At 68.1% G+C, this 15067-nt stretch carries 15 protein-coding genes; 8 read left to right on the top strand and 7 right to left on the bottom strand.

Annotation, left to right across the window (positions count from 1 at the left end):
• Nucleotides 1–37: 37 nt before the first annotated feature.
• The gene (locus tag AC1MED_RS12415) at nucleotides 38–988 is read left to right on the top strand and encodes a hypothetical protein (RefSeq protein WP_479783553.1); all 951 of its coding nucleotides are present in this window, start codon (nucleotides 38–40) and stop codon (nucleotides 986–988) included.
• 4 nt (nucleotides 989–992) lie between these two features.
• The gene (locus AC1MED_RS12410) at nucleotides 993–1514 is read left to right on the top strand and encodes an N-acetyltransferase family protein (protein ID WP_479783551.1); all 522 of its coding nucleotides are present in this window, start codon (nucleotides 993–995) and stop codon (nucleotides 1512–1514) included.
• On the opposite strand, the gene AC1MED_RS12405 is transcribed toward AC1MED_RS12410, so the two are convergent.
• Together AC1MED_RS12405 and AC1MED_RS12400 are read right to left on the bottom strand one after the other, a co-directional pair.
• Complete coding sequence (locus tag AC1MED_RS12405) at nucleotides 1515–2378, bottom strand: hypothetical protein (RefSeq protein ID WP_479783549.1); 864 nt, start codon at nucleotides 2376–2378, stop codon at nucleotides 1515–1517.
• Between the two features lie 91 nt (nucleotides 2379–2469).
• Nucleotides 2470–2946 (bottom strand): Fur family transcriptional regulator, encoded by a 477-nt coding sequence (locus AC1MED_RS12400; protein WP_479783547.1) that lies wholly within the window; start codon nucleotides 2944–2946, stop codon nucleotides 2470–2472.
• Between the two features lie 107 nt (nucleotides 2947–3053).
• Between AC1MED_RS12400 and AC1MED_RS12395 the strand changes: the two genes are divergently transcribed.
• On the top strand, nucleotides 3054–3710 hold the full coding sequence (locus tag AC1MED_RS12395; protein WP_479783545.1) for an MBL fold metallo-hydrolase: 657 nt from the start codon (nucleotides 3054–3056) through the stop codon (nucleotides 3708–3710).
• Between the two features lie 13 nt (nucleotides 3711–3723).
• Here AC1MED_RS12395 and cds1 read toward each other — a convergent pair whose 3' ends face one another.
• Nucleotides 3724–4818: an L-cysteine desulfhydrase Cds1 gene (gene cds1, locus AC1MED_RS12390; protein WP_479783543.1), complete on the bottom strand. Its 1095-nt coding sequence runs from the start codon at nucleotides 4816–4818 to the stop codon at nucleotides 3724–3726.
• A 48-nt stretch (nucleotides 4819–4866) separates the two neighbouring features.
• Here cds1 and AC1MED_RS12385 point away from each other — a divergent pair, with 48 nt between their 5' ends.
• On the top strand, nucleotides 4867–5799 hold the full coding sequence (locus AC1MED_RS12385) for a sulfurtransferase (RefSeq protein ID WP_479783541.1): 933 nt from the start codon (nucleotides 4867–4869) through the stop codon (nucleotides 5797–5799).
• On the opposite strand, the gene AC1MED_RS12380 is transcribed toward AC1MED_RS12385, so the two are convergent.
• Nucleotides 5796–7316 (bottom strand): HNH endonuclease, encoded by a 1521-nt coding sequence (locus AC1MED_RS12380; RefSeq protein WP_479783539.1) that lies wholly within the window; start codon nucleotides 7314–7316, stop codon nucleotides 5796–5798. The genes AC1MED_RS12385 and AC1MED_RS12380 overlap by 4 nt on opposite strands.
• A gap of 80 nt (nucleotides 7317–7396) precedes the next feature.
• Here AC1MED_RS12380 and AC1MED_RS12375 point away from each other — a divergent pair, with 80 nt between their 5' ends.
• Nucleotides 7397–7654 (top strand): hypothetical protein, encoded by a 258-nt coding sequence (locus tag AC1MED_RS12375; RefSeq protein ID WP_479783537.1) that lies wholly within the window; start codon nucleotides 7397–7399, stop codon nucleotides 7652–7654.
• A gap of 54 nt (nucleotides 7655–7708) precedes the next feature.
• On the opposite strand, the gene AC1MED_RS12370 is transcribed toward AC1MED_RS12375, so the two are convergent.
• On the bottom strand, nucleotides 7709–8140 hold the full coding sequence (locus tag AC1MED_RS12370) for a hypothetical protein (protein WP_479783535.1): 432 nt from the start codon (nucleotides 8138–8140) through the stop codon (nucleotides 7709–7711).
• Between the two features lie 149 nt (nucleotides 8141–8289).
• Between AC1MED_RS12370 and AC1MED_RS12365 the strand changes: the two genes are divergently transcribed.
• Nucleotides 8290–9450 (top strand): NAD(P)-dependent alcohol dehydrogenase, encoded by a 1161-nt coding sequence (locus AC1MED_RS12365; RefSeq protein WP_479783533.1) that lies wholly within the window; start codon nucleotides 8290–8292, stop codon nucleotides 9448–9450.
• Nucleotides 9447–9875, top strand: coding sequence for an HIT family protein (locus AC1MED_RS12360; protein ID WP_479783532.1), 429 nt, complete (start codon nucleotides 9447–9449; stop codon nucleotides 9873–9875). Before AC1MED_RS12365 ends, AC1MED_RS12360 begins: the two co-directional genes overlap by 4 nt.
• 39 nt (nucleotides 9876–9914) lie before the next feature.
• Here the strand turns inward: AC1MED_RS12360 and hrpA are convergent, their stop codons facing one another.
• A complete protein-coding gene (hrpA, locus tag AC1MED_RS12355) occupies nucleotides 9915–13961 on the bottom strand; it encodes an ATP-dependent RNA helicase HrpA (RefSeq protein ID WP_479783530.1) in 4047 nt (1348 codons plus the stop codon).
• A 101-nt stretch (nucleotides 13962–14062) separates the two neighbouring features.
• Between hrpA and AC1MED_RS12350 the strand changes: the two genes are divergently transcribed.
• A complete protein-coding gene (locus AC1MED_RS12350) occupies nucleotides 14063–14728 on the top strand; it encodes an SDR family NAD(P)-dependent oxidoreductase (RefSeq protein WP_479783528.1) in 666 nt (221 codons plus the stop codon).
• Nucleotides 14729–14835: 107 nt separating this feature from the next.
• Here the strand turns inward: AC1MED_RS12350 and AC1MED_RS12345 are convergent, their stop codons facing one another.
• Entirely contained in the window at nucleotides 14836–15003 is a 168-nt protein-coding gene (locus tag AC1MED_RS12345; RefSeq protein WP_479783526.1) for a hypothetical protein, read from the bottom strand.
• Between the last annotated feature and the right edge of the window lie 64 nt (nucleotides 15004–15067).

Below are 15067 nucleotides of genomic sequence, written 5' to 3'. Positions count from 1 at the left end.
GGTCGCTTCGGGCAGCGGCCGGAAGTACAGTGCAGGCATGGGGGATAAACAGAGAAAAACGCCGCGGCCGTTTCTGCGCGTAGTGCTGCTCATGCTGCTGCTCTCGACGGCGGTTTCCGGCTGCCTTGCGGAGCCGCGGCGGCCGGACCTGTCCGGCCGGAAGGACTTCGCCCGGAGCGTCATGTCCGCAGCCGTGTCCGGCTCCGTGGAGCGCGTCGAAGCTCTGGTCGACCCGGTCTTCAGCAACACCCGGCCCGAAGCCCAACAGCTGGTCGACTCCGCCCGGGGCTGGACCCCGGGCTCTTGGCAGCTCGGGATCAGCAACGATTTCCCGGAGATAGCCAACGTCACCGCCTCGCAGAACGGACAGGCTTCCGCCGTCCGCTTCGCGATCTCGTGGAGCGACGACCGCTGGGTCCTGGTGATGGGGGAGTCAACGGGCGGCCCGAGCGGCGGCGCAAGCGCCGGCGCGAAGCCCATAGGCCCGGGCGCCGATCCCAAGATTCTGCCGGGGGAGACTACCCCCTCGACGGGCGCTTCAAGCCAGCCGCCGCAGCCGACGCAGCCGGCCGGGCTGCCCGCGGCGTGCCCCGTCCGCACAGCCGGAACTGGCGCCGGTAATGGCGCCGACGCGCTGACCTGCCGGACGTTCACCTCGACGTCGGGCTACGCTCGCGGCCAAAACATGCACTGGCTGACATCGTCGCCGCTGCACCTGAGCTTTGACCGGATGAGCGGTGTGACCATGGTGGTCCGGATGCCGTGCGGCGTACTGAACGTCCCTGTTTCAGTGGACGATTTCGGACTGGTTCCCGACCCGGCCCGCATGGCGGAGTCGGCCGACGGCTGCGCCGGCCCGGACGCGGAAAACCGGGCCTGGACGAGCGCCTTTTTTAAGGCACCGCTGGTCTACCAGCTGGACTCCGCAGAGCTCGTGCTGACCAGTGAGCACGGCCAGCTCCGGTTCACGCAGGACGGAGGCAGCTAAGGACATGACACACCACGTTACTGTCCGGGACGCGCTGCCAAGCGACGCTCCTGCCTTCGCCAACTCCCAGATCGAGGCGTGGCGGGCCGTCTATGCAGGGATTCTCGACCCCGAGTACCTCGCCGGGCTGGACGCGGAGAGGCTGACCCAGGGCTGGACGCGAATCCTTGGCACGCCGGTGCCGAACGTCCGGCAACTGGCCATCACCGTCGACGGCATTGCCGTCGGCTGGGCCGGTTTCGGCGCCCCGCGGGACGACGTCGACGGGCAGACCGGCGAACTGCAGGGGCTGAACTTGTCGCCCGCCTTCTGGTCCCGGGGCCTCGGTTCCCAGTTGTTCCTGGCAGCCGTGGTGGGACTTCGTTCAATGCAATATTCGAGGGCCTACCTGTGGGTGGCGGACGGCAACTTGCGCGCCGTCGACTTTTACGAACGGCACGGCTGGGAACCGGATGGCGGAACGAAACAAGACACCCGATTCTCTCCGCCGCTGCTGGAACTCAGGATGTCCGCGCCGCTGGGCTGACTAGCATTTTCGGCGTGCGCGGTAGTGGCGGAGCTCCCTGAGGAATTCCTCGGCTGACAGTCCTTCAAGGGTGAGTCCAAAGACGTGCCCGCGTCCTACGAAGAGCTTCTGGACGAGTGTTTCATCCGACGGCGACTCAGTGAGGATCCAGCGGGCGAAATGGGGCGTCAGGTGTTGAAGGTGCTTGCACCGTTCATGCATCTCGTCCCCTGCGCTGTACCCGGTGCCGATCACCAGGTCGTGTTGCCGATGGCGCTGGACCCGTCGGAGAGCCTCTCCGATGAGCAGGACATCCTCGACCGCCCGAAGTGAATACTCCTCCGAGGCCAAATCCGTCAGGCCGACGGGCTCGGCCAGCCCGAGTGCACGGTAGGCGTCGAGGATAATTTCGTAGTTGTAGGGCTGAAACGTGAGGAAGTCCCGGATAAAACGCTCACCCGAGAACTCGCTCCGGAAGCGGCGTACAAAACTTTCGGTAGCCCCGTGTGGATACCGAGGACTGGGGTTCGGCGTGCCGTCATGAAGGCCGATGCGCATCGCCACGGCAAAAGGTCCGTTGGACTGCAGATCGTGATCGAGATCCATCAGCGTTTGAGTCGCAAACGTACCGAAAAAGTTGAGCCCTTCTGCGATTTGTGCGCGCTCATGGCCGCGCTCCTGGTCCTTCCACCGCGCTATCCACAGGGCGGCTTCGCGGCGGCGTTCCGCTGTCACTCCGAGAGCGGATAGCCGTTCCTCGGAAACCGCTGCCGAGCGTTCGGCGGCCAGCCGGTCCTCGGTCTCCGTCTTGAGCCGGTGGTCAGCCCACGCCCGTTCAGCCAACTCCGCCAGGATGCGGGCCCGCTCGCCGTTTAGCTCCGTCATGGACCTGATCCTAAGGGCCTGATCCATAATTCCGCCCGCATATACGCTCGGCACCGGTCAATCTGGACCGACAGCGCCAAACCGGGTTTCTTTAGCGGCCTGCCTGCAGGGCCGTGCAGTCGGGGCACAGCCCGAAGATCTCCACCGTGTGCTCCACGGCGGTGAAGCCGTGCTCACTTGCGATCCGTGCCGCCCAGGCCTCGACGGCTGGTGCTTCGACCTCGACGGCTTTGCCGCAGTTGCGGCACAGCAGATGGTGGTGGTGCCCGGTGACCGCGCACCGACGGTAGACGACTTCGCCCTCGGCGTTCCGCAGCACATCCACCAGGCCGTCGTCGGCGAGGGACTGCAGGATCCGGTACGAGGTGGCAAGCGAAACCGAAGTGCCCCGCTCTTGCAGGATGCGGTGCAGCTCCTGGGTGCTGACGAAGTCGGCCAAATCGTCCAGGGCGGCGCTGACGGCCAGCCGCTGCTTCGTGACGCGTTGCTCCTTGCCCGGCTCCTTGCCGGCCGGCGCCGCTGCCTGGGCCGGAGCCCGGCTGCCGCCGGTGGTGGCGCCCTGGGACATGGGGAAACTCGCTTCGCTGGGGATCATACTGCGGGAAAGGGGCAGGGTCCCAGATTACCAGCCGGGCATCGTGGACACCGCTTTGCGGGGCACCATAGGCTGGCCGGATGAAGCTGACGAAATTCACCCACGCCTGTGTCCGTCTCGAAAAGGAAGGCCGGGTGCTGGTGCTGGACCCTGGAACGTTCTCCGAGACGGACCAGGCCCTCGCCGGTGCGTCCGCCGTGCTGATCACGCACGAGCACCCGGACCATATCGACGTCGACGTCGTCACCGAGGCGTTGCTGGCGAACGCAGAACTGCAGCTCTTCGCCCCCGACGGCGTCGCGGCCCAGCTGCGCGGCAAGGCGCCCGCGGCGGAGGACCGGATCCACACGGTGGCCGCGGGCGGTACCTTCGAGGCGGCCGGCTTCGCCATCCGGAGCTACGGCGGACAGCATGCCCTCATCCATCCGCAGATTCCCGTGGTGGCCAACGTCGGCTTCCTGATTGATTCCAACGTCTACCACCCGGGGGATTCCTTCGCGATCCCGGACGGCATCGAGGTGCAGACCCTCCTGGTGCCCATCCACGCCCCGTGGAATAAGGTGGGCGAAGTGGTGGACTTCGTCATCGGCGTCCGCGCGCCGCGGGCTTTCCCGATCCACGACGCCCTGCTGAACGACACGGGACGCGGCCTGGTGGAAGGGCACGTGACCCGCATCGGCGCCCGGTACGGCACCGAATACCGGCACCTCTCCAGCGGCGAATCGGTGGAGGTCTAGGTTCCGCTGCCGGTCAGGCGGGCCAGGTTCCGCTGGCGAAGAAGTCGCGGATGGTGGCCTCGTGGGGTTCCGGATCCAGGCCCTGGGACTGCAGCCAGGCAGAGTCGTAGTAATTGCCGGAGTAGCGGTCCCCGCCGTCACACATCAATGAGACCACGCTGCCGCGGCGTCCCTCAGCGATCATCTCGGCGATGAGCTGCCACACGCCCCAGAGGTTCGTACCGGTGGACGGGCCGGCATGCAGCCCGGCGTGCTCGCGCAGATGGCGCATCGCCGCCACCGAGGCGGCGTCCGGCACCTGGATCATGTGGTCGATCACGGCCGGCACAAAGCTCGGCTCCAGCCTGGGCCGGCCGATTCCCTCGATCCGGGAGGGCAGGCCGGTCGCACCCGCCGCAGCGCCGCCGTCCCGGCTGGCCAGCCAGCCGGGGAAGAACGCGGAATTCTCCGGATCGACGACGGCGAGCCGGGTGGCGTGCCGCTGGTAGCGCAAGTAGCGGCCGATCGTGGCGCTCGTCCCGCCGGTGCCGGAGCCCACGACGACCCAGCGGGGGACCGGGTGCTCTTCGAGCGCAAGTTGGCCAAAGATCGACTCGGCAATGTTGTTGTTGCCCCGCCAGTCGGTGGCCCGCTCGGCATAGGTGAACTGGTCCATGTAATGGCCGCCGGTGCTGCGGGCCAGATCCTCGGCCGCCGCGTACACCTCCGAGGCATGGTCCACCAGGTGGCACGAGCCGCCGAACTGTTCAATCAGCGCGATCTTCTCGCGGCTGGTGGTCCGGGTCATCACCGCGATGAACGGCAGGCCCAGCAGTTGCGCGAAGTAGGCCTCGGAGACGGCAGTGCTGCCACTCGAGGCTTCCACAATGGTGGTGCCTTCGCGGATCCAGCCGTTGACCAGCCCGAAGAGGAACAGCGAACGGGCCAGCCGGTGCTTGAGGCTTCCGGTGCGGTGGGTGGATTCGTCCTTGAGGTACAACTGGACGCCCCAGTGCTCGGGCAGGGGCACCGAGTAGAGGTGGGTGTCGGCTGATCTGTTGTTCTCGGCATTGATCCGGCGGATGGCTTCGTCGGCCCAATCCCGGTCCTGCTGGCGCACATTTGTCACCGCCCCAGCCTACCCGCGGCGGCGTGCGCCCCCGGTTAGAGTGGGCGGATGGACACCCTCACGACTGCCGCGGAACTCAAAGACCGCTTGGACTCCGGCGCGCGGACCGTGCTGCTGGACGTCCGCTGGGCGCTGGGCGACCCGCACGGCCGGGAACACTACCTCGCGGCGCACCTCCCCGGTGCGGTCTTCGTAGACCTCGCCACCGAACTCGCCGGACCGGCCGATCCCAGCCGCGGACGTCATCCCTTGCCGCCGCTGGAGCAGTTCCAGGAGTCAGTGCGCAGCTGGGGTGTCCGGGACGGCGACGTGGTGGTGGCGTACGACGACACCGGCAACCTTGCCGCTGCCCGGGTGTGGTGGATGTTGCGCAACGCCGGCTTCCCCGCGGTCTGCCTGCTCGACGGCGGTTTGGCAGCCTGGCGCGCCGAGGGATTCGACGTCGAAAGCGGCGAACCGGCCGTAGAGGCCGGAAACGTGGTGTTGGCCGACGGGGCCATGCCGGTGATCGGCGCGGGTGAGGCAGCCGCGTGGTCCGGCCGGGGCCTGCTCCTGGATGCCCGTGCCGGCGAGCGGTACCGGGGCGAGATCGAACCCGTCGACCCCCGCGCGGGGCACATTCCCGGCGCGGTGAGTTCGCCCACCACCGAAAACCTGGCTGCCGACGGCCGCTTCCTCCCGGCAGCCGAGCTCCGCGAACGCTTCACCCGCCTGGGCGTGCAGGTGGACTTGCCGACGGCGGTGTACTGCGGTTCGGGCGTGACCGCTGCCCACGAGATCGCGGCACTGGAGATCGCAGGCTTTCCCGCGGCCCTATACCCGGGATCATTCTCGGAATGGTCCAACAACGCCGCCAACGAGGTGGTGACCGGTGCCGCTCCGGAGGGCGACGCATCCCAGGCCGACTCGGCAGCCGACCCGGCCTCCCAGGCCGACCCGGCCTCCCAGGCCGACCCGGCGCAGGGCGGCTGGCTCAACTAAGCGGCCGGCTGTACCGGCGGGCGGGTGCCCGCGATTACCTTCGCCCGGCGCTGTTTGGCGCGGTGCCGGAGCTCTCTGCTCTCGAGGGGCGCTGTTGGAAGGTCCGTGGCAGCTCTGTCCTCTGCGGTGCGCGGTTCTGGCCGGCGGGTGACGCTGGTTCCCGGTAGTGGCGGTGCGGTGGAGTGGTAGGTGTGGCCGGTGGGCGTCGTGAGTTCCAGCGTATGTCTGGGTCCGGGGCGTGGTTGTGCTTTCCAGCCGGGGGTTTCTTTGGTGTGGTTGCAGGCTTCGCAGAGTCCGGCGCCGTTGCTGAGGCTGGTGGTTCCACCGTTGCGCCAGGGGATGATGTGGTCCAGGTGGCGGATGGGCGCGTCGCAGTACGGGGTGCGGCAGGTGTCGTCCCGGGCCTGGATGAACCGGCGCAGCCCGGCGGGGAAGAGCCTGGCGCGGGAGTCCACGGCGATGAGTTCGCCGGAGCCGGGCGCGGTGTAGAGCCGGCGGAGCCAGATCGCAAAGGCGCGTTCGCCGCCGTCGCCGGCCGGGTCGCCGGTGCCCGAAGTCAGCTCACCGCCCGGGCCGCCTGCTGCACCAGTGGCGCCGGTGTCCGGGGCTGCGGTACCGAAGTCTTTGAGTAAACTTCTGGCCCACCCGGCGGGGACGGTGCCGTAGCCGGGGAGGCGGGCGGGTTCGCTGTCGGCCTGGAAGAGGGTGCGGTCGGTCATGACGAGCTGGATTTCGATCCCCGCTATCCCGCCGGGGGTTCCGGTGGTGCGTTCGACCAGTGTGTCGGCCATTAGTTGGCCGCGGGAGCGGGTGTCCCCGCCGGAGCGGGCAGCGTCCGCGGCCCGGGTGAGGGCGGCGTGCGCGGCGACGCCCTGGCTGACCGGCAGTAACGCGGTCAGGTAGCACATGGTGTCCGGGGCCGGACGGAGGCTGACATGGCGTTCGGTTTCGGCGTGGGCGGCGCGGTGGGTGATGGAGCGCGGATCCCGCCGGTAGGCGGCGGCGCGGGCCGCGGCGATGATGGCGCGGTCCCCGGCGCCGGCGAAGGTTCCGGCGTCGGGGGCGAGTTCCTCGTCCACGGCGGCCCGGTCCGCGGCGGAGAGGGCGGCGGTTTCGCGGACCAGCAGGGTGGCGCGCCATTCGTTGAGCTGGCCGGTTTCCAGGGCGGCGAGGGTGTGTGGCATTTCGGTGACGAGGGCTTTGGCGAGGCCCAGGAGCCGTCCGCCTTTGGCCGGGGATTCGCGCTGGGCGAGGGCGATCTGCGCAGCGACGCCGGTGCCGAGCTGGTCCGCCTGTATCCCGGCGTCGGCTTGTTCGCGGCGCTGGGACAGGTCGAAGGCGGCGGCGTCCCGGGCCTGGCGGGCGGCCAGGGCTGACTTCAGGTCTTCCAGTTCGCGTGTTTCGTCGATGAGTGCCGCGGCGCTGGCCGGGGCCGGGATTCTGGCCAGGATCCGCGCAAGGTCCGCGACCGTTACGCTGTCCGTCAGAGCCACGTCGGGCCCTTGCTTGCCGTCCATGGAAACACGGTATCGCGCAGCTGTGACAATTAAAGCGGCCGCAGCAAAGCCCAGCGAAGGGCCACCGAACCGGGAGAGTCATGAACCAGTCATCATCCCCGTCGCCGAAAGGGAGCCAGCTCCGTCGGCGGCTGCTGGCCGGGTTCGCGGGAGCTGTGGTCGGCTTCGCCGTTGCGTTCACGTGCTACCTGCTGATCACCCCGGTGCTGGAAGCCAGCACCGGGCTGATCCGGGAACTACAGGGCCTCACATGGAACCTTGTCCCGGCCCTGACTCTGCTCGGCGGGATCGCGGGCTGGCTCCTGTCCCGACCACGGAGCCATCGAAGGCCCCGCTGATGGATCCCGTGGCGGCCAGTTGCTGGAGCAGACATGAGAATTGAGTGGCGGCTTCTAGCTACGCCCCACCAGCAGGTTCTGGTGCAGCTTGCGCCACCCCTGAGCTTCAAGTTCTGTCGTCTCGAAGCCGTCCGTGACCAAGATGGCCGATTTACCGTCATGTCTGGAGACGGAAACTATCTGGCCGGTCGTCATCGAGCTGCCGCACCCGCCTACGAACCCGCCGGGGTCTGCCTTGGGAACAGCGATCAAGCAGGACAGCGTGCGGTGATCGCCCTGCGCGGCGTAGTAGCGCACTCCGTCGGCCTCTACGAGCAGTCGGCTATTTTCCAGCTTGGGGTTCTCCGTGATGGCGGCCTCTGCGGGCAGTTGGTCCCCGGCCACCGCTTCGCGCTGGAACACCGCGAGTCCTGCTGGTGGTGAGCACCCGCCCAGCAACACGGTGATGCAGGCGGCCCCGAAAACAGGAAGTGATACACGATGCATTGCGCTGCCCCCTTAGGCTGTCACTCGTTTGCCCCGAGGATACATCTGAGCGGCTGAACGTTCCGGCATGCGGCATGCGGCATACGCCTACCGCCGCCCCGGGCCACGCCAAGTGGCACGGAAACCGCTCCCGGGGGTAGCGTCAAACCATGACTCCAGGACGCCCCGTACCGCCGCCCCTCGCCAAACCGCTTCCCGATCTCAACGACCTCAACGCCAGCGAAACGGGCGGACCCACGCTCGCCGCGGCCTACGGTGCCACGGCCAGCGACAGCGGCCTCGTTCCGCTGACCGTGGCCCGGCGCGCCCCCAAGGAAGACGACGTCGAGATCGCCATCGAATTCTGCGGCCTCTGCCACTCGGACGTGCACGCCACCCGCGGCGAATGGGGCACGCAAAACTACCCCCTCATCCCCGGCCACGAAATCGTCGGACGCGTCACGCGGGTGGGCTCCGCCGTCGACGACTTCACCGTCGGGGAGCGCGTCGGTGTCGGCTGCATGGTCGATTCCTGCCGCGAATGCGACAGCTGCCTCGATGGCCTGGAGCAGTACTGCGAAAACGGGATGACCGGGACGTACGGCGCCAAGGATGCCCGCAACGGCGGCGCCACCACCCAGGGCGGCTACGCCACCGCGATCGTCGTGGACCGGAACTACGTCCTGCGGGTTCCGGAGGGCATGGACCCGGCCGCCGCGGCGCCCCTGCTGTGCGCCGGCATCACCACGTATTCGCCGCTGAACCACTTCGAGGTCGAGGAAGGCGACGTCGTCGGCGTCGTCGGGCTCGGCGGCCTCGGCCACATGGCGGTCAAGATCGCCAAGGCCATGGGCGCGGAAGTGACGGTTTTTACGACGTCGGAGGCGAAGTTCTCCGCGGCCCGGGACCTGGGAGCGGACCACGTCGTCCTCTCCACGGATCCGGCCGCCATGGAAGCCGCGGACCGCAGCATCGACGTCATCATCGACACCGTTGCCGCGCCGCACGACCTCAACCCGTACTTCCGCACCCTGCGGGTGGACGGCGCGCTGTTCCAGCTGGGCCTGCCCTCGGAAGCCATGCCGCCGGTCAACCCCGGCGCGCTGATCCGCCGCCGGATCGCCTACGCCGGCTCGTTGATCGGCGGCATCGCCGAGACCCAGGAGATGCTGGACTTCTGCGCCGAACACGGCGTGGTGTCCGACGTCGAGGTGGTCCGCGCGGCCCAGCTGAACGAGGCCTATGACCGCATGGTGGCCGGCGACGTGAAGTACCGTTTTGTTCTGGACGCCAGCACCCTGGGGTCCACGGCGGAAAAGGCGGACGTATGAGCACCCTGTTTACCAAGATCATCAACGGCGAGATCCCAGGCCGCTTCGTCTGGCGCGAGGACGACGTCGTGGCGTTCCTGACCGTGGGCCCGCTGGCCGACGGGCACACCCTGGTGGTCCCCACCGAGGAAGTGGACCGCTGGACCGATGCCCCGCCGGAGGTGCTGGGCCGCGTGATGGAAGTTGCGCGCAAGATCGGCGCGGTCCAGGTGGACGTGTTCAACGCCGCCCGGGCCGGCCTGATCGTGGCGGGCTACGAGATCAACCACCTGCACGTGCACGTGTGGCCGTCCAACTCGATGGCGGACTTTGACTTCGGCTCGGTCGACCAGCACCCGGACCCGGCCCGGCTTGACGCCAACGCGGAAAAACTGCGCGAGGGCCTCCGCAAGGCCGGCCACGCCGAGCACGTCCCGGACGCCTAACACTCGGGAACTGGCGCCGGCGCAGCACTCCAAAGGGGTTTACGCCGGCGCCAGCGCCTTGTTCAGCACAGCCCGGATCCGCTTTTCGGACACCGAATAAGCAGTCCCGAGTTCGACGGCGAAGAGGCTCACCCTCAGCTCCTCGATCATCCAGCGGACCTGGGTTAACTCCGCGCCGGCGCGCCGCCCGGGCAGCAGGGCCGACACGGCGTCGTCGTAGTCGTCCTCGAGACCCTGGATCACCGCCATGTGCTGCGCGTCGCGCTGGACATTGCCGGGGAGCTTCTCAAGGCGCTTCTCGATCGCCGCGAGGTAGCGCGGCAGCTGGCTGAGCTGGGCGTAGCCCGTGCGTGCCACGAAACCCGGGAAAACCAGCTGCTCCAGCTGGCTCTTGACGTCGTTCAGGGCGCTGATCAGGGCCAGGCTGGTGGTGCCCTTGAGCTGCTTCTCGATCCGGCGCGTGCTGGCGAGGATGCGTTCGACGACGGCGGTCACCGTAAAGACCGTATCGATCAGCTCGGCGCGTACCTGCTCGTACAGCGCCTTGAAAGATGCCTCGTCCCACGGCAGCGCCGCCGGGGTGAGCTTGTCGATCGCGGCCAGGGCGCAGTCCGCAATCAGGGCCGAGACGGAGCCGTGCGGGTTCTGGCTGAAGGTCAGCTTCTCGGTGTTGTTCAGGTGTTCCAGGACGTAGCGGTCCGGCGGCGGCACCTTCAGGGCGAGCAGCCGGATCACCCCGCCCCGCATGGCCTGTTCCTGTTCCGAGCCGGTCTGGAAGAGCCGCAGCGCCACCGAGGTGCCTTCGTCGACCAGGGCGGGATACCCGGTGACGGTGTGGCCCTTCACGGTGCCCTGGACCTGGCGTTGCACGGTGCCGAAGGTCCAGTCCTTCAGGCCGGACAGCTCGGCGAAGCCTGCCGGAGCCGCCGTGGCCTGCGCCGGACTTGCTGTTGCGGCGGCGGATCCGGCGGCCTTGCCGTCGGCGGTGCCGTTCGCCTTGCCCTTGCCGCGGCCGGCGGTTGCCGCCTTTGGCGCCGTCGTGGACGGCGTGGCCCCGAGGGATTCGGCGATGGCCCGCCGGGTGGCGGGTGCCAGCTTTTCCTGGAGCGCCGCGAGGTCCTTGCCCTCGTCCAGGACCTTGCCGCGGGAGTCGACCACGCGGAAGCTGACCCGCAGGTGCGGCGGGACGGCGTCCCAGTTCCAGGACCCCGGCGGAATGACCTGGCCGCGGAGCCGGCGCAGCACGAGTTCGAGCGAGGGCTCCAGCTCATCCGTGGCGGGATGAAAATCGGCGTCGAGCGCCGCCACGGCCTGGCGGGCGACGTCGGGAGCGGGAACGAAGTTCTTGCGCACCTGCTTGGGCAGGGACTTGATCAGGGCCGTGACCAGCTCCACCCGCTGGCCCGGGATCAGCCAGCGGAACGCGGCGTCGTCGAGTTGGTTCAGGAAGAGTACGGGGACCTCGGCGGTGACGCCGTCGGACGGGTTCGGCGGCGAGCCGGGCGCCACCGGGTGGAACTCGTAGCTCAGCGGCAGCTCGAAGCCCTTGTGCAGCCAGGTCTTTGGGTAGGCCGAATCGTCCAGGGCGTCGGCGTCGTCGCTGATCAGCAGCGACTGGTCGAAGTCCAGCAGCGTGGGGTCTTGCTGGCGCGCTTCCTTCCACCATTTGTCGAAGTGGCGTTCGGACACCACGTCCTTGCCGATCCGGGCGTCGTAGAACTCGAACAGGGTCTCGTCGTCGACCAGGATGTCGCGGCGCCGCATCCGGGCCTCGAGCTCCTCGATCTCCTGGAGCAGGGCACGGTTGCGGTGGAAGAACTTGTGGTGGGTTTGCCAGTCGCCCTCCACCAGGGCGTGCCGGATGAACAGCTCGCGGGACAGCTCGGGATCGACCCGTCCGTAGTTGACCCGCCGGTTGGGGATGATCGGCACGCCGTAGAGCGTGACCTTCTCATGCGCCATCACCGAGCCCATCTTTTTGGACCAGTGCGGTTCGCTGTAGCTGCGCTTAACCAGGTCCGGCGCCACCTGCTCGGCCCAGAGCGGATCGAATTTCGCCGCCACCCGCGCCCAGAGCCGGCTGGTTTCGACCAGCTCGGCAGCCATCACAAAGGTGGGGGACTTCTTGAACAATGCCGAGCCGGGGAAGATCGCGAACCGGCTGCCGCGGGCGCCGGCGTACTCGCGCTTGCGTTCGTCCAGGATGCCGATGTGGCTCAGCAGCCCGGACAGCAGGCTGATATGGATGCCCTCGTGGTTACCCACCGGGTCGGTGAGCCGCTTGTTGTCCAGGCTGATGCCCAGGGGCCGGGCGAGCTGGCGCAGCTGGGCGAAGAGGTCCTGCCATTCCCGGACGCGCAGATAGTTGATGAACTCGTTGCGGCACAGCCGGCGGAAGGCGGTGGAGGAGAGCTCCTGCTGCTTCTCCTGCAGGTAGTTCCAGAGGTTCAGGTAGCCGGTGAAGTCCGAGTTCTCGTCCCGGAAGCGGGCGTGTTTCTCGGCGGCCAACTGCTGCTTGTCCGTCGGGCGCTCGCGCGGGTCCTGGATGGTCAGGGCCGCGGCCAGGATCATCACTTCGCGGACGCAGCCGCGCTTGCCGGATTCGACGATCATGCGGCCCAGGCGGGGGTCCACCGGCAGTTGGGCAAGCTGCTGCCCGACGGCGGTGAGCCCGCCGCCGCGGCCGCCGTTCCTGCCGCCGCCCTGGCGGCCGGGACGTCCGTCACCGTCGCCCGCCTGCTCCTGCGGCCGGGCGGCACTCAGGGCGCCGAGTTCGCGGAGCAGGGTGACGCCGTCGTTGATGGCGCGGGAGTCCGGCGGTTCCACAAACGGGAAGTTCTCCACGTCCTTCGGTCCGCGGGCCACCCCCATGGCCGTCATCTGCAGGATGACGGCGGCAAGGTTGGTGCGCAGGATCTCCGGATCGGTGAACAGCGGCCGGGATTCGAAGTCCTCCTCGGAGTACAGCCGGATCGCGATGCCGTCGGAGACGCGGCCGCAGCGGCCGGAACGCTGGTTGGCCGAGGCCTGCGAGACCCGCTCGATCGGCAGGCGCTGGACCTTGGTTCGGTGCGAGTAACGCGAGATGCGCGCGGTGCCGGTGTCGATGACGTACTTGATCCCGGGCACCGTGAGCGAGGTTTCGGCCACGTTGGTGGCCAGCACGATCCGGCGTTTGCTGCCGGGGTGGAAGACCTTGTGCTGCTCCTGCAGGCTCAACCGGGCGAAGAGGGGGAGCACCTCGGTGCCGGCAAGCCGCCGGTTCGTCTGGATCCGTGCGTTGAGCGCCTCCGCGGCGTCGCGGATTTCGCGCTCGCCGGAGAAGAAGACCAGGATGTCGCCGGGGGCCTCGAGGGCGAGTTCGTCGACGGCGTCGCACACCGCGTCCAGCGGGTCGCGGTCCTCCTCAAGTTCGTCGTCGGAGGCAGTGCCTTCTCCGACGCCGTCGTCACCCGCGGCGCCGGGGCCGCCGGCGGGCGCCGACAGCGGCCGGTAGCGGATTTCCACCGGGTAGGTGCGGCCGGATACTTCGATGATGGGGGAGGGTTCGTCCTCGCTGCCGAAGTGCTTGGCGAAGCGCTCCGGATCGATGGTGGCCGAGGTGATGATGATCTTCAGGTCCGGGCGCTGCGGGAGGATCCGCTTGAGGTAGCCGAGGATGAAGTCGATGTTGAGGCTGCGTTCGTGCGCTTCGTCGATGATGATCGCGTTGTATTTGCGCAGCAGTTTGTCGCGCTGGATTTCGGCCAGCAGGATGCCGTCGGTCATCAGTTTGACCTTGGTGGAGCGGCTGACCTCGCCGGTGAAGCGGACCTGGAAGCCGACTTCCTGGCCGATCTCGACGCCGAGCTCCTCGGCGATGCGCTCCGCAACCGTGCGGGCGGCGAGCCGGCGCGGCTGGGTGTGGCCGATCAGGCCGTTTTCGCCCAGGCCAAGCTCCAGGCACATCTTGGGGATCTGGGTGGTCTTACCGGAACCGGTCTCGCCGGCGATGATGGTCACCTGGTTTGCGGCGATGGCGGCCATCAGGTCCTCGCGGCGCTCGGAGATCGGCAGCTCGGCGGGGTAGGAAATATGCAGTGTCATGGCTGGAAACAGTCTACTGGGAAGCGTCAGGGCCACCGCGTCCGGACAGAAAACTAAGGGTACTGAGGAATAGTTGCCCGCCCGCAGGCCTTGTAGCTCCTATGACTACTATCGCAATCATTGGTGCAGGATCCGGACTGGGCGCCGCCGTCGCGAGGCGCTTCGGCAAGGAAGGCTTCTCCGTCGCGCTGATTTCCCGCAACCAGGGCCGCGTCGACGCCCTGGCCGAAACGCTCGCGGCCGAAGGCATCGAAGCCAAGGGCTTCGCCGCGGATGTCCGCAACCCCGATTCCATCACCCGGGCACTGGAGCTTGCCACCGAGACCCTCGGACCGATCGAGGTGTTGCAGTACAGCCCGCTGCCGCAGAAGGACTTCATGCGGCCGGTGCTGGAGACCAGGCCGGCAGATCTGGTGGGCCCGGTGGAGTTCTCCATCTACGGCCCGGTCGCGGCGGTCCACCAGGTCCTTCCCGGCATGCGGTTCCTCGGCGAGAACAAGGGAACGATCCTGTTTGTCAACGGCGGCTCGGCCGTGAAGCCGGGGCGCAACGTCACAGGGACCTCGGTGGCGTTTGCCGGGCAGGCGGCCTATGCCCAGTTGCTCAACGAGGCCCTGGGCGAGGAAGGCATCCAGGTTTCCCAGCTCATTATTGGCGGCCGGATCATCGAGGGGGACCCTGAGAAGGACCCCGCCGTCCTGGCCGGCCATCTGTGGGACCTGCACACCAAGCGCGACCGGTTCCGCCTTCAAATCAGCGCCGACTAGGCGCCCACCACCAACGCCGCCCCGCGCACGGCGGACAGAACTGACATAGGGGAGGCCCCGGCTTCCGGTTGATCGAGCCGGAGGTCGGGGCCTTTTGGTGTCCGCGGTCAGAAGAACCGCAGCGTGTAGCTGGTGCTGGGGAGGTCGTGGGCCATCCAGTACTCTTCCGAGCGGACGGGCGGGTTGTGGCCACGGCCGTCCTTCCGGAGAGCCCGGAGGGTGGCGGCGACGCCGGCGAGGATCAGGACGATGAGGGCGATTCCGATGAGTTCCATACCTCCATGGTTCTCCGGTGCAGGGTGCAAAAAAAGTGGCAGAAATGCCCAAAAACCTATAATT

It is taken from the genome of Arthrobacter sp. BI5, from assembly GCF_056680065.1.
The sequence above is the reverse complement of the archived record's forward strand: the minus strand, read 5'-3'. Positions and strand labels throughout refer to the sequence as shown.